Source organism: Fortiea sp. LEGE XX443, assembly GCF_015206815.1.
Taxonomy (GTDB): domain Bacteria; phylum Cyanobacteriota; class Cyanobacteriia; order Cyanobacteriales; family Nostocaceae; genus Nostoc_B.
The window spans coordinates 19,481-33,328 of sequence record NZ_JADEXZ010000066.1; the positions used below are offsets into that span (position 1 = coordinate 19,481).

At 40.5% G+C, this 13,848-nt stretch carries 14 protein-coding genes, 1 tRNA gene, 1 pseudogene and 1 riboswitch; of the genes and pseudogenes, 10 read left to right on the top strand and 6 right to left on the bottom strand.

All coding sequences use genetic code 11. The annotated features are described in order from the left end of the window. Positions 1-172: 172 nt before the first annotated feature. The gene (locus IQ259_RS20730; protein WP_193887885.1) at positions 173-1,489 is read right to left on the bottom strand and encodes a PAS domain-containing sensor histidine kinase; all 1,317 of its coding nucleotides are present in this window, start codon (positions 1,487-1,489) and stop codon (positions 173-175) included. Between the two features lie 207 nt (positions 1,490-1,696). Further along, on the bottom strand, positions 1,697-2,347 hold the full coding sequence (locus tag IQ259_RS20735) for an rRNA large subunit pseudouridine synthase E (RefSeq protein ID WP_193887886.1): 651 nt from the start codon (positions 2,345-2,347) through the stop codon (positions 1,697-1,699). Positions 2,348-2,517: 170 nt separating this feature from the next. Between IQ259_RS20735 and IQ259_RS27285 the strand changes: the two genes are divergently transcribed. From IQ259_RS27285 to IQ259_RS20750, 4 genes are all read left to right on the top strand, one after another. Further along, positions 2,518-2,658 (top strand): hypothetical protein, encoded by a 141-nt coding sequence (locus IQ259_RS27285; RefSeq protein WP_228014668.1) that lies wholly within the window; start codon positions 2,518-2,520, stop codon positions 2,656-2,658. Next, a riboswitch (TPP riboswitch) is annotated at positions 2,637-2,733 on the top strand. Its footprint overlaps the gene before it by 22 nt. Positions 2,734-2,739: 6 nt before the next feature. Beyond that, a complete protein-coding gene (gene thiC, locus IQ259_RS20740) occupies positions 2,740-4,113 on the top strand; it encodes a phosphomethylpyrimidine synthase (protein WP_193887887.1) in 1,374 nt (457 codons plus the stop codon). 96 nt (positions 4,114-4,209) lie between these two features. Then, the gene (locus IQ259_RS20745) at positions 4,210-4,587 is read left to right on the top strand and encodes a mCpol domain-containing protein (RefSeq protein WP_193887888.1); all 378 of its coding nucleotides are present in this window, start codon (positions 4,210-4,212) and stop codon (positions 4,585-4,587) included. After that, positions 4,584-5,369 (top strand): hypothetical protein, encoded by a 786-nt coding sequence (locus IQ259_RS20750; protein ID WP_193887889.1) that lies wholly within the window; start codon positions 4,584-4,586, stop codon positions 5,367-5,369. The genes IQ259_RS20745 and IQ259_RS20750 overlap by 4 nt, the downstream gene beginning before the upstream one ends. A gap of 96 nt (positions 5,370-5,465) precedes the next feature. Here IQ259_RS20750 and IQ259_RS20755 read toward each other — a convergent pair whose 3' ends face one another. Both IQ259_RS20755 and IQ259_RS20760 read right to left on the bottom strand, forming a co-directional pair. Further along, positions 5,466-5,648 (bottom strand): DUF5615 family PIN-like protein, encoded by a 183-nt coding sequence (locus IQ259_RS20755; protein ID WP_193887890.1) that lies wholly within the window; start codon positions 5,646-5,648, stop codon positions 5,466-5,468. Further along, positions 5,645-5,869, bottom strand: coding sequence for a DUF433 domain-containing protein (locus IQ259_RS20760; protein WP_193887891.1), 225 nt, complete (start codon positions 5,867-5,869; stop codon positions 5,645-5,647). The genes IQ259_RS20755 and IQ259_RS20760 overlap by 4 nt, the downstream gene beginning before the upstream one ends. A gap of 381 nt (positions 5,870-6,250) precedes the next feature. Here IQ259_RS20760 and IQ259_RS20765 point away from each other — a divergent pair, with 381 nt between their 5' ends. The 4 genes from IQ259_RS20765 (at position 6,251) to IQ259_RS20780 (ending at position 10,626) form a co-directional block, all read left to right on the top strand. Beyond that, positions 6,251-6,625, top strand: coding sequence for an NINE protein (locus IQ259_RS20765; protein ID WP_193887892.1), 375 nt, complete (start codon positions 6,251-6,253; stop codon positions 6,623-6,625). A 14-nt stretch (positions 6,626-6,639) separates the two neighbouring features. Beyond that, positions 6,640-7,173 carry a ComEA family DNA-binding protein gene (locus IQ259_RS20770; RefSeq protein ID WP_193887899.1) on the top strand — a complete coding sequence of 178 codons (534 nt, stop codon included), beginning with the start codon at positions 6,640-6,642 and terminating at the stop codon, positions 7,171-7,173. Positions 7,174-8,178: 1,005 nt separating this feature from the next. Then, positions 8,179-9,054, top strand: coding sequence for an SDR family oxidoreductase (locus IQ259_RS20775; RefSeq protein WP_193887893.1), 876 nt, complete (start codon positions 8,179-8,181; stop codon positions 9,052-9,054). A 78-nt stretch (positions 9,055-9,132) separates the two neighbouring features. Continuing rightward, positions 9,133-10,626, top strand: a complete 1,494-nt coding sequence (locus IQ259_RS20780) for a glycosyl hydrolase family 57 (RefSeq protein ID WP_193887894.1) — start codon at positions 9,133-9,135, stop codon at positions 10,624-10,626. 543 nt (positions 10,627-11,169) lie between these two features. Here the strand turns inward: IQ259_RS20780 and IQ259_RS20785 are convergent. After that, positions 11,170-11,254 (bottom strand) — tRNA-Ser (locus IQ259_RS20785). Between the two features lie 273 nt (positions 11,255-11,527). On the opposite strand from IQ259_RS20785, the gene leuB reads away from it, so the two are divergent. Continuing rightward, on the top strand, positions 11,528-12,613 hold the full coding sequence (leuB, locus tag IQ259_RS20790) for a 3-isopropylmalate dehydrogenase (RefSeq protein ID WP_193887895.1): 1,086 nt from the start codon (positions 11,528-11,530) through the stop codon (positions 12,611-12,613). Positions 12,614-12,684: 71 nt separating this feature from the next. Here the strand turns inward: leuB and IQ259_RS20795 are convergent, their stop codons facing one another. Continuing rightward, positions 12,685-13,281 carry a photosystem I assembly protein Ycf4 gene (locus IQ259_RS20795; RefSeq protein ID WP_193887896.1) on the bottom strand — a complete coding sequence of 199 codons (597 nt, stop codon included), beginning with the start codon at positions 13,279-13,281 and terminating at the stop codon, positions 12,685-12,687. Between the two features lie 431 nt (positions 13,282-13,712). On the opposite strand from IQ259_RS20795, the pseudogene IQ259_RS20800 reads away from it, so the two are divergent. Beyond that, positions 13,713-13,848, top strand: a pseudogene (locus IQ259_RS20800) (photosystem II D2 protein (photosystem q(a) protein)); the annotation flags it as partial.

The following is a 13,848-nucleotide window of genomic DNA, read 5'->3' on the forward strand; positions in this document are numbered from 1 at the left end:
CAACTTTAGTTGCCCCTGCCTACAGTAGACCTACAAGAGATTGTGGTTTCACCAGTGAATTTTGGTGGCAGTATTAATTGTGACGCATATTAGCTAAATATTTCAGATAACGGCAAGTTAATTTTTCTCTCATAAAAGAGTATGCGCGATTCTCAATTAATTCCCTTCTTGTTTATGTCTGACGATGCAATGGTAATTGGATCGCAAAACAGGTATGATTTGACCCACTTTCCACTTCTACTGTTCCTCCTAATTGCTTAATTAGTTTTTGGACTAATGCCAGTCCTAATCCTGTGCCACCTTGCTTCCAAGGATCATTACTAGGAATACGGTAGAATTTTTCAAATATGTGTGGTAATTCCGAGCTTGGGATTACTACACCCGAATTAATCACCTGAATTTGGATATTTTGTAACTTTAATTGGGCAGAAATAGTGATTACGGCATCTGATGGGCTAAATTTACAGGCGTTAGTCAGCAGTTCTATTAATACACGTTCTAAGCTGAAAGGATCGCCCGCCAGTGGGGGAAGATTGGGCGCTATGCTTAGACACATTTTTTGCTTACATATGCCACGGTTACGTGCTTGAAATAGTTCTACTACCCGCCAAAGCCATTGTTGTACGTGAATAGTTTCTAGCACCCAAGGTTTAACACTTGTATCTAAGCGTTGTAAATCAAGGAAGTTATTAATCAGGTTGATTTCTCGTTCACACTCGTTATCTAAAATTTCAAAATAGCGAGATGCTTTTGAGCGTTCTGCTCGTGGCTTTGCCATTTCTACCAAAAAATTTTGCTCTTGGTGTAGTGCAATTCCGAGCATTTGAATTGCCATTTTCATGTTCGTCAGCGGTGTGCGGAGTTCGTGGGAGACTGTGCTGAGAAATTCTTCCTTCAGACAATTGAGGCTTGCGATTTCTTCCAACTGCGCCTGCATTGTCATTTGGCTTGTTTGCCGACTAACTTCTTCTCGCTTGTAAGCAGTAATGTCCTCACACACCATGAGAATCATGGGATTTTTCTCAGGATAGTCCTCATTAGGCAATATCTTGAGTATGACTTTGACCCATGTAGTTTTACTATCAGGGCAGTCTAAACGATATTCTCCATTGATGGATTGGCTGGAGTGAGAGGCGTTGAAAAGTTCAATTAATGCCTCAGATAGTTGTTGTTTGTCTGACGGCTCAAACAAATTAAACACAGATGTTGTGATTAATTGTTCAGGTGTGTAACCGAGATAGTTAGCTCCGAACTGGTTAACGGACAAAATTATCCCCGTTGCATTCAAACTGAAGTAAATCCCCGGAAGATTTTCATAGAGGTTTCGATACCACTGGAGTTCTGCTTGTGTACGCCGCAGCACTTCTGCTGTGTACAGTTCTAAATCCGAGGTTCGTTCAGGCACAAGTTCCAAGCGAGCAGGAGTTGCTGACAAGGTATCTTGTTGTGTGCGCGTTTGATGCCAGAGCGATCGCTGATTAAAGCTCATAAGACTTAAACTTGTAGCCAAGGGGTTAAAATTCATTAGTAGGGAACAAAAAAAGTTCATTATACTTGTTTTTAACTATATTTACGTCAAATAAAGCCAAAAACATCTTTCCCAGTCTTTAATGCTTTCTATTGATAACTGACACCTACAGGCTCTTGATAACGTTTATTTACATTTGGTTACTGATTGCCACGAAAAACCTATTTATCAAGAGAATTTTGACTTGTTGAAGTTGCTACCCTGAGAAATTCGCGTTCTAGATTCTGAGTTCTTTTTAGGTAAGTTATGCAGCAATTTGAGTTCAGATGCTGTCAAGTCGCGCCACTGACCTAGTTGTAGTCCATCTAAGCATAGATGGGCGATGCTTACCCTGATTAGTCGCAAAGTTGGAAATCCTACAGTCGCTGTCATGCGCCGCACCTGACGATTTTTGCCTTCTGTCAAAGTCATTTCTAACCATGCTGTTGGCACATTTTTGCGAAATCGGATAGGTGGATTGCGATCGCACACTGGTGGATCTTCGGGCAACAGCCTCACTTTTGCAGGTCGAGTGCGGTAATCTTGGATTTCTACACCCGTTTGCAATTTGGTTATAGCATCTGCATCGGGAATCCGCTCTACCTGTACCCAGTAAGTTCGCTGATGTCCAAAACGCGGATCAGAGAGTCGATGTTGCAATTTTCCATCGTTGGTTAACAGTAATAATCCTTCGCTGTCCCAATCTAAACGCCCCACAGGATAAATATCCGGCACATCAATATAATCTTTGAGGGTGCTATGGTTCGGTGTTTCCTGCGTAAATTGACTGAGAACACCATAGGGTTTATGAAAAATAAGATATTGATAACTATTATCCATTAGTGATTTTTGATTTTTTCGCTACTCCTCTACTTCCTAATTCAAACTTAACAGGGTTGTTAAGTAGAATTATGCAAAGATGTGGGCGTTTGCGTAAATTTGAGATAGTAGTGCATTATTCAGTATTGACCGACAAACATAAAACTTTGGTTCCGCTGAGATAGCAAAGTGTGTTGACGCAAAGCGACTTGTCGCCAGACATCTCCCACCCACCAACCCTGAACTTCTCCACATCCTCAGGAATTGTTAACCCCCTTGCACTCAACCATAAGCAAAGTGGTACAATCTACATCCATGCTAGGGGTGCCTAAATCGAAAGGCTGAGATCACACCCTTAACACCTGAGTCTGGGTAATACCAGCGGAGGGAAGCTGTTTATTGAGGAATTTAATATGCGGAAAGAATGGGTTGCCAAGCGGAGTGGACAGAGCAATGTAACTCAAATGCACTACGCGCGTCAGGGTGTTATCACCGAAGAAATGCACTACGTTGCTCAACGGGAAAATCTACCCGCAGACCTAATTCGTGAGGAAGTTGCACGGGGACGGATGATTATCCCGGCTAATATTAATCACACTAACCTAGAGCCGATGGCTATTGGTATTGCCTCCAAATGTAAGGTAAATGCCAATATCGGTGCTTCACCCAACTCTTCTAATCTTCAAGAAGAAGTAGATAAATTGAAACTGGCGGTGAAGTATGGTGCTGATACTGTGATGGATTTGTCCACAGGTGGCGGTAACTTAGATGAAATCCGCACCGCTATCATTAATGCTTCACCTGTTCCCATTGGGACAGTACCAGTTTACCAAGCATTAGAAAGCGTCCACGGCACAATTGAAAACCTCACCGCCGATGACTTTCTCCACATCATCGAAAAACATGCCCAGCAAGGAGTAGACTATCAAACCATCCACGCCGGGATTTTGATTGAACATTTACCTTTGGTAAGAGACCGCATCACTGGTATTGTCTCCCGTGGTGGTGGCATTTTGGCACGGTGGATGCTGCATCATCACAAACAAAACCCCTTATACACCCACTTCCACGACATCATTGAAATTTTCAAGAAATATGATGTTTCCTTCAGTTTGGGTGATTCCCTGCGTCCTGGCTGTACCCATGATGCTTCAGATGCTGCACAATTAGCAGAACTAAAAACCCTCGGACAGCTAACCCGCAGAGCCTGGGAAGATAATGTCCAGGTGATGGTAGAAGGGCCTGGACACGTACCAATGGATCAAATTGAGTTCAATGTGCGTAAGCAAATGGAAGAGTGTTCCGAAGCACCTTTCTATGTATTGGGGCCATTGGTAACAGATATTGCTCCTGGTTATGACCACATTACTTCCGCAATTGGCGCGGCAATGGCTGGATGGTACGGTACAGCAATGCTGTGTTATGTAACACCCAAAGAGCATTTAGGCTTACCCGATGCTGAAGATGTTCGTAATGGTTTGATTGCTTATAAAATAGCCGCTCATGCTGCGGATATTGCTAGACATCGCCCTGGTGCGAGAGACAGAGACGATGAACTATCTAAAGCTCGTTATAACTTTGATTGGAATCGTCAGTTTGAATTATCTTTAGACCCCGAAAGGGCTAAGGAATATCACGATGAAACTCTACCGGCAGATATTTATAAAACTGCTGAATTTTGTTCGATGTGCGGGCCTAAGTTCTGCCCCATGCAAACTAAAGTTGATGCTGATGCGTTGACTGAACTAGAGAAGTTCTTGGCGAAAGAGGCTGTAACACAAAGTTAAGTTAATTCTCGTTAAATGTCGTTACTGGGTTGAACCTGGTAACGATGTTTTGGAAACTTCAATTATGGATAGGGCTTACGAAGTAAGGAAACTTTGATGGCAATAATTTGCATTGGCGACGGAGATAACATAGGCGACGTTATTGATTTTTACTTGCTTTCAGAAAATATTGAAGAAGCTAGTAAATTTTCATTTCAAGTAAAAGATGCTCTAGAAGATATAGCTACACGAGCAAAAAATGAAATTAACGCTTCTTTAGTTTATGTGGCTGGCGATGATATCTGTTTTATTGTTTCTGATAACCTCAATATTTTAGATATTTTAACTTCTTATTCTGAATTCTTCTTTAAAAAAACTGGAAAAACCATTTCATTTGGTGTTGGAAGAACATCGCTAGAAGCATCGGTCTGTTTAAGAAAAGCAAAAGTTTCAGGTAAAGGTTGCGTTATTACTTTTAGGGGTAAACAAGATTGAGAGATTTATATGTTTTTGTAACTACTGATCGACCAGATCAATACCTTAACTCAATTGTTCATTGCATTGAACAAGGTACTAAGCAAATAATATTTATTCAACTCGAAGATAATAAAACAGAACAGGTTAAATTAAATTTGCTTCGGACAAATGTTTATAACTTACTTCAAAATCTTTCAACAGGTTGTTATAAATATTATACTGGCGATTTTAAAGATAAAGTAGTTCAACTAGATGGTGAGTATACCGCAGATGATCTGGCAAGACTGAAAGCAAGGTACGGCTCGTGCTTGACAGACAGTATTAATTGGAATATTGAAAGGGTGCAGTATCTCAATTTAAGGCGCTATATATCTGTTATTGGAAAAAACAAAAGTGCAATTATTGATGTCACGTCAGTATCTAAAGTTTACATAGGAGATATTTTTGCTTGTTCTTTGCTTGAAAATGTAGATAAGTTATATACTTTTGAATTGTTGATAAAACCTAATTTTGATCAACCTTGGAAAATACTCATTCATGAATTAGCAGATGGCAAAGAATATAAGTATACAAATTTAGTCGGAACACCAATATTTAAAGAGAGTAATAAGTCTATTTTAATAAGAACAACACCTTTATTAGTTTCAGTAGTTGGCACTGTTTTATTTATAGCCGTTACCCTTGCAGCAACTTTTATGTTCGGCTTTAATAGTATTTTTATACAGGTCATGAGTACTGTCGGAACAGTATTAGGAATTATTTCATTTTTCCTGGTTTATTTTCCTATACGTAGCACATAAAATATGTAAATATTATAAACTATAAAAGTCCTGTGTCAAAAGAATAAAAAATATTGTAATTTTGATATCCACGTTTTATGTCTTAACCAAGCTTGGCTAAAATGAGTGATTGCCTATGATGAAAGTAACGAAATTAGCGATTCTTGCAACTTCAAAAATATCGATATCTTTAGCGTCGCGTAGTCCAATATCTTTTAAAGATAAAGCTTCAATAGCAAAAGTATTTGTTACCCAACTTGCTAATGTAGGTGGTAACTGAGCATCAATCCAAATCTTCACGCTGTTAATCGCACAAAATCAGTACGTCGTGCAGCAAACAAAAGACAAGCTTGAATATCTTCTGGTTCTAGATCGGGAAAATCTTCTAAAATTTCGTTAACCGTGACATTTTCTGCTAACATTTCTAAAATGTCAGTGACTCTAATTCTCATACCTCGAATGCAAGGACGACCCCCACATTGACCCGGAGTTTGTGTAATACGAGTCAATAATTCATTCATTTAGTTAACTTTTTATATAAAGTATTCAACAATATTTTATCATAATTTAATTCATATATAATAAATTGGTTATAGGCTATGAATGTCTAACATTTTTAATATTTATTGTGATTATTATTCGCAGGTTTTATTGATTAACTTATATTTGAGAAAATTTATAAGTAAATGTTAATGCGATCGCATGAGTAAATCTTCGCCTTTAACATCGCCTTCAGCACCCATGCTGCCCAACCTTTCAGGAAATATTTTAAGATAGCATCAGAATAGGTTTAGAGTTTGGCTATTCTCACCAGACTAATATGATGCTGAATTTAGTTAGGTATTTTGCTACGATCGCTGTTTGACTGCTTTAACTGTGATAGTGGTAAATTTATAATAAATATGTTAACGAAACGCAAAAGCCGCAGTATTGCTGCTGTTCTAGCTTTTTCTAGTACGCTCACCGTTTCAGGACTGCACAAGTTTTATTTGGGACAGCCGTTGTGGGGGATTTTATATGTGCTGCTTTCTTGGACACCGATCCCCAAGGTTGCTAGTGCTATTGAAGGTGTTTGGTATTTAGCCCAAGATGAAGAAGCTTTTGACCGGAATTTTAATCAGGGTAAGTCACCTGTCAAGTTTTCTCAACAGACAAGTAATCAGGTGGAAACGGTGGCGAATGCTTTGCGGGAGTTAGATGCGCTCCGCCAAGATGGTCTAATTTCTGAATATGAGTTTGAGCAAAAGCGCCGCCAGCTGCTCGACCAAATTTCTTGATGCAAGCAAATATGATGCACAACTGGCTACCTTTAAACTTCAAGTTACAAAAACTTCGTGCCAAACTGCTCAATGATCCTTACTATCGGTTGCAATCTGGCGAAGAAATTCAAATAGCGGCGCAATTGGGTATCCGTATTGATGCGAATCAAGCAACGGTGGACGATTGGTTACGCTTACCAGGCTTGTCCATTCACCAGGCGCGATCGCTTGTTGAACTTTCTCGTTCTGGGGTTAAATTTTATTGTATCGAAGATATTGCAGCAGCTTTGAGTCTGCCTGTACAGCGACTCAAGCCATTAGAGCCACTGCTGAATTTTATTTACTATGACAACGAATCTCTAGTGCATACGACACATTTAGTTAACCCGAACACCGCCACAGTTGAGATGTTGGCACAAACGCCATTTATCGATTTATCCCTTGCCCAAGCAGTGGTAGAAAATCGCCTAGCGGATGGATTCTACCGTAATTTAGCTGATTTTCAGCAAAGATTGCAGTTATCGGCCGAAGCAATCGCTCAATTAATGTATTTTCTGCGCTTTTAATTGATAATTTATCGTCAAATTTAGCAATCCTATTTGATTCGTGAAAATCAACAGGTTCAGATCCCCGGCTTCTTAAAGAAGTCGGGGATCTTGTTGTCTATATGGGGATCACTCATACTTTACTGATTACTGAATATTTGTAGCCATAAAATATAGTTTCAAAGGATGCTTTATGTTTAGTTTCTAATTTTAGATAACATTCTTACCCCTTGAGTAAGGAGTGGGCAACTTCTATTTTTTACTGAATTCAGTAAATCTGCTGAAGACACACCATCTTAACATTGTCCTAGAATTCTGTGTCTTTTTTGTGCCTGAGTTATGTCTTACAATTGAATAAAATCTAAGCTCACTAATATCCATGATTGGCAAGCCAAACTCATACTGAGACTTGGTTTCAGGTATTTACAGAAGCAACATTTGTCTAAATTTACAAATAAATACGCTTGTGTGAGAACCAAGCTTTTTTTATTTGCTTTTATAGAATAAATAATCGCTGATGACTCATATATACTTCCTCTACATCACTAATTGTTAGTGATACATTTTCTGGAATCTGTAGACTTTATAACTAATTGTCAAGAAATGCCGATATTTGACTGACAGTATTCATAAAAACTTATTTCCCAAAATATTTTATATATATTATATAACCTTGATTACAAAGTGTTAAGAAATTCTTATTAAAGAATATTGCAACTACTTGATTTTATTGTTAACGTGTGTATGGCAACGCTGCTGAAAACCGCTCTGAATCTAAAAGAGGTAAAACGTATGAGCCATGTCTATTCAGCCAATTGCTTGAAGTATTGATTTGCTATCTGGAAGGCGGAGGATTTCTGCAATGCAGACTAGAACCAAAATATCTGATTGCTGAAGGCTTAGTTCTCCTTTGAATTCAACGAGGATCGATGATTTGTCTCACCTGCGAGAAATGAGTAGCTGTAATTGCGTCTATCTGCAAGCACACAACGCAGGGTAAGACTTAAATTCTGGAGATGAAAACTGATGAAGATTCAAGGTAACGTTGCTCTAATCACAGGGGCTTCTCGCGGTATTGGAAAAGCGATCGCCCTAGCGCTGGCGCAACAAGGTATGAAAAGACTAATCTTAGTAGCACGCGATCGCCAAAAGTTAGCAGAAGTCGCTCAAGAAATTGAAGCGATGGGAACAGAAGCCGTCATCATGACGCTAGATTTAACTCGCGCCACTGAAGTAAATATTACGGTAGCGCAACTATGGCGTAGTCACGGCCCAATCAATCTACTAGTTAACTGTGCAGGAGTTGCATATCAAACCTCATTCTTGCGTTCTAAACTCCCCCAAGTGCAAGAAGAACTTTCGGTGAATTTATTGGGAATGTATACCCTCACCAGTCTAATCGCTCGACGCATGGCCAGCCAAAAACAGGGGACAATTGTCAATGTCTCTAGTTTAATGGGGAAAGTCGCTGCACCGACGATGGCAACATATTCAGCCACCAAGTTTGCCATCTTAGGATTTACCCAAGCCTTACGTCAGGAACTAGCTGAGTACAATATTCAAGTCAAAGCCTTACTACCTTCTCTCACCGACACAGATATGGTGCGAGACTTGCGACTATTTCGCTGGGTGATCCCTATGAGTCCCCAACAAGTAGCACAAGCCTTAATTGTCGGATTGCAAAATGATGCACCAGAAATTTTAGTCGGATGGCAAAGTCATTTAGCTGTGTGGTGTCAACGCCTCGCCCCTTGGTTGCTAGAGTTGATTTTAAAAATAGCTACACCACCAAAAAAGCAGCAGTCTGAAGAAAAACCTGCTTTTTTCAGCAGAATCAATCGTTTTTGTGATGTTTTACTATCCAGAAACGTAACTCCGTTGCTGTCTCCACGTAAGTCTTAAGAGATTGTGGGACGCGATCGCCTACTGCAACAATAAAGATACAGTATGAGGGATGAAAAGTTTTATTCCTCATACTTTATGCTTTCCTTTCCTACAACCGTCCCCCCAGAAATCATTGATGGCTTACCAAATATTTCTGGATGGGAAAACGAGGTGCTTTCTGTCGTTAACCATAATGAACCTGTATTCTTACCCTCAACCAATATCAAGTTAGAGGATATCAATGCAGTATTTGCGATCGCATTGCACATGCACCAGCCAACCATACCTGCGGGACATGGTGGCGAACTGATCAGCAATCTGCAATATATGTTTGAACATCCCAACGAAGGCGATAACCACAACGCCGCGCCTTTTGCTTATTGCTATAGCCGTATGGGAGATTTCATTCCAGAACTCGTCAGCCAAGGGTGCAATCCCCGCGTCATGTTAGATTACTCTGGCAATTTGTTGTGGGGATTGCGCCAAATGGGACGCAACGATGTTCTCGACAACCTCAAACGGATTACTTGCGATCAAAAATATCAGCCTCATGTTGAATGGCTGGGGACAATGTGGAGTCATGCTGTTGTCCCTTCCACACCCATACCCGATATTAAATTGCACATCATCGCTTGGCAACAATATTTTGCTGCGATTTTTGGTTGGGAAGCATTGGCGCGAGTTAAAGGCTTTTCGCCACCAGAAATGCACTTGCCAAATCACCCCGATACTCTCTTTGAATTTATCAAATCACTCAAAGAATGCGGCTACCGTTGGTTACTCGTACAAGAACATTCTGTAGAAACAATTAACGGCACATATCTTACTTATAAACATTTACCACACCGTTTAATCGCACGTAATTCCCAAGGGGAAACAATTAGCATCACAGCCTTGATTAAAACTCAAGGTTCTGATACAAAATTAGTTGCTCAGATGCAACCATACTACGAAGCCAAAACACTTTCAAAACAACAAGTAGGAAATGTATTAATACCACCAATAGTCAGCCAAATTGGTGATGGTGAAAATGGCGGCGTGATGATGAATGAATTTCCCAGCGCTTTTAAACAAGCTTGGTGGGATATGGTAAATCATGGCGGTGGTAAATCCGGCGTTGTGGGGATGTGCGGCACAGAATATTTAGAGTTAATCGAAGCCGCAGGTTGCAACCCAGAAGATTATCCTACTTGTCAACCAGTAGGACAGCATCAAATTTGGCAACGAGTTTCACTAGACAATTGTCAACCTGAAGCTGTAGAAAATGCCATCCAAGAATTAAAACAAATAAATCCAAATTTTCATATGGATGGTGCTTCATGGACAAATCATATTAGCTGGGTAAAAGGTTATGAAAATGTGTTATCTCCAATGAATCAACTCAGCAGCTTATTTCATGAACGAATAGATAAAATGCTGCTAAATAATGAACCGGAATCGATTACTAAACAATCTCAATATCGCCAGGCATTACTATATAACTTTTTGCTCCAAACTAGCTGCTTTCGTTATTGGGGACAAGGTACTTGGACAGACTACGCAAAAGAAATTTATAAACGTGGGGAGACTTTGCTGCAAGCAAATTTATAAACTGACAGCAGATTTTATATGAGTAAACCACAGTAGGGTGGGCATGATCATGCTCACCCTACGAGCTTTTTTGTAAATTTAATTGAACGTTGATTTAAATGATAACTTAATGTGAATTAAAATCTATTTTCAATAAAGTAATTTAAATTTTTATATAAGACTAATATTTGATTTCTGAAAGACATGTAGGGTGTGTTAGGCGTGAGCCTAACACACCATCGCTAGCTTTTGGTGCGTTGCGCTCCGCGACAACACTACACATATTTAGATTTTTTCAAAAATCTAATCGGATTCCTATAGAAATATTCGGTGTTGCATAAATGCGGGATGATTTTTTTGTATTTCTTTCTAAAAAACCTCTTCTTCTCTACGAGACGCTGCGCGTAGACTTCGGCGTGAGCTCAGTCGAACGCTTGCTTCCCCGCAGGGATATGCGTACTTTGCGGTTCATTATTTCATCCCTAAATTCAGCAACGCCTAAAAATTAACCTCTCTTACTGGCGTGACAAATCTAAAAAACTTATGTGTACACGTTAGCTAAAACGGAGAGGGGGGGATTCGAACCCCCGTTAAGTTTCCTTAAAACGCATTTCGAGTGCGTCACCATCAACCACTCGGACACCTCTCCAGGTATTGATAAAAATAAATTGCGAATGTGCCTCTATGCTATGATAACACCCCGATGATACAGCCACAGGGGGACAAGCTGGCATTTGTTAAGACTTGAGACATCACACAGTTTACTTTAATTCAAAAATAACTGCGATCGCTTGATTCAGCACAGTAATTTTTGATCATCACCACCAAAGGCGATCGCATCTAAATAAATTAAAGCTTCCATAGGTACATCTTGCTCGGTATGATATTTAATCTGCAAGCATTTACCTAATAGAAATCTCCTATGACTCAGAACTACCGCATTACCTTACTTCCTGGCGATGGCATTGGCCCTGAAATTATGGCAGTGGCGGTAGAGGTGCTGAATGTCGTCGGGGAAAAATTTGATATTCAGTTTGAATTTCAAGAAGCTTTGATTGGTGGTGCAGCAATTGACGCTACAGGTGAACCTTTGCCAACTTCAACCTTAGATGTTTGCCGTAATAGTGATGCTGTTTTACTCGCTGCTATTGGTGGTTATAAATGGGATTCCCTACCATCGCATTTACGCCCGGAAGCAGGTTTGTTAGGACTGCGGGCGGGTTTGGGATTATTTGCCAATTTACGCCCAGCCCAAATTCTACCCCAGTTAATTGATGCTTCGACTTTAAAACGGGAAGTTGTGGAAGGCGTAGATATTATGGTGGTGCGCGAACTCACGGGTGGGATTTATTTTGGTAAACCCAAGGGAATTTTTGCAACAGAGACTGGTGAGAAACGCGGTGTGAATACAATGGTTTACAGCGAATCAGAAATTGAGCGCATTGGTAGAGTCGCCTTTGAAACAGCCAGAAAACGCCGAGGTAAACTCTGTTCTGTAGATAAAGCCAACGTATTAGAAGTATCTCAATTATGGCGCGATCGCATCACCAAACTGGCCGCAGAATATCCTGATGTGGAACTTTCTCATCTATATGTGGATAACGCCGCAATGCAACTAGTCCGCGCTCCCAAACAGTTTGATACGATTGTCACAGGCAATCTGTTTGGCGATATTCTCTCCGATGCTGCTGCCATGCTGACAGGAAGTATTGGGATGTTACCCTCTGCTAGTTTGGGCGCTTCTTCTCCTGGTGTATATGAACCAGTTCACGGTTCTGCACCAGATATTGCAGGACAAGACAAAGCAAATCCTTTAGCACAGGTTTTGAGTGCGGCGATGATGCTACGTTATGGCTTAAATCAACCCCAAGCAGCAGACAATATTGAGCAAGCCGTGTTGCAAGTATTAGAACAAGGCGATCGTACAGGCGATATTATGTCTTCTGGGATGAATCTTTTGGGTTGCCGTGCAATGGGCAATTCACTTATTCAAGCATTAAAGAAATAACGCCGTGTGTTAGGTTTGAGAGAAAGTTGCACACGGCGTTACTTTACACTTCAGACTTCACACTTCATACTTTACAGCCCTTCCAAAGGTACTCGTAAAAAGCGGGCTAATTCTGCACCTTGTGTTTCTATTTCAGTTAAAGATAGTGGCTGACCTACTCTAGTTAAGGGTATATCTCGCCGACCCTTAATGCGTAGATAGACAGCACGACGAGGATTTAAACCTTCTTTAATGTCCAATCGCACAGATTGTACATCTTGGATGCGGGCATCAATTTCGATGCGGCGATTTTTACCGGGAAATCCCCAGCGAAAGATTTTGAGGCTACCAGTTTCTTGATTGAAATCGTTGTAGCCACCACCTACATCCCACAAAATCATTAGCCACAAGTACAAAGATAAAAGCAAGCCAGCACTACCGTACAAGCCCATAACTAATCCTTGGGGGACAAAAATTAATTGAGTAGGATCAGTGACTAATAGTAAATTAATTTTTAGATAACTAGAGATGCCTGCCAACAAAAAGCCTGTGGCTCCCATTGTCACAATAGTTGCCCACCAGTAGTTACTCAACCGACGAGAACCGAGAACTTTTTGATGCAAAAGGCTGGAAGAGGAGCGATCGCCATTAGGTGAATCGCCTTGGTTAACTGTTGTTGATGCCGTCATGGAACTACCTTGCCCTGTGAGTTCTTGCCTATATCAATGGTCAATGGTCAATAACTATTCTCTCTTACTCCCTGCCCCCTGCTCCCTTACCTTTTTTCCTACTCCCTAATTTTGAGATTTCTGAGAAAAGTTGTGTCAGATTGTAAAATTTCTGATATTCATATTATTTAATAGGTTTGTGATCAATACCAGATTTCCATGCGTAGTTAGGGCAAAAACCCGAACTAATGTGATAAGTTAAGGATCATTAAGTTACCACAAGCTAGGTTACTAGCCAATGGTACGTGTAATGGCATAAGCCTGAGAAATGCCAACTTACTTAAGTGGCAAGCTCTCAGAAACTCAGCAGTATCAAAGCTGCTGAGACTGTCAAAAAAACGTTTATTCCTCAAAAGCGTTGAAATTTTTAGTAAAAAGAGGATTTTAGTCCGATGACCATCGCAGTAGGACGCGCCCCCAGTAGAGGGTGGTTTGACGTACTAGACGACTGGTTAAAGCGCGATCGCTTCGTATTCGTAGGTTGGTCAGGAGTATTACTATTCCCCTGCGCCTTCCTAGCATTAGGCG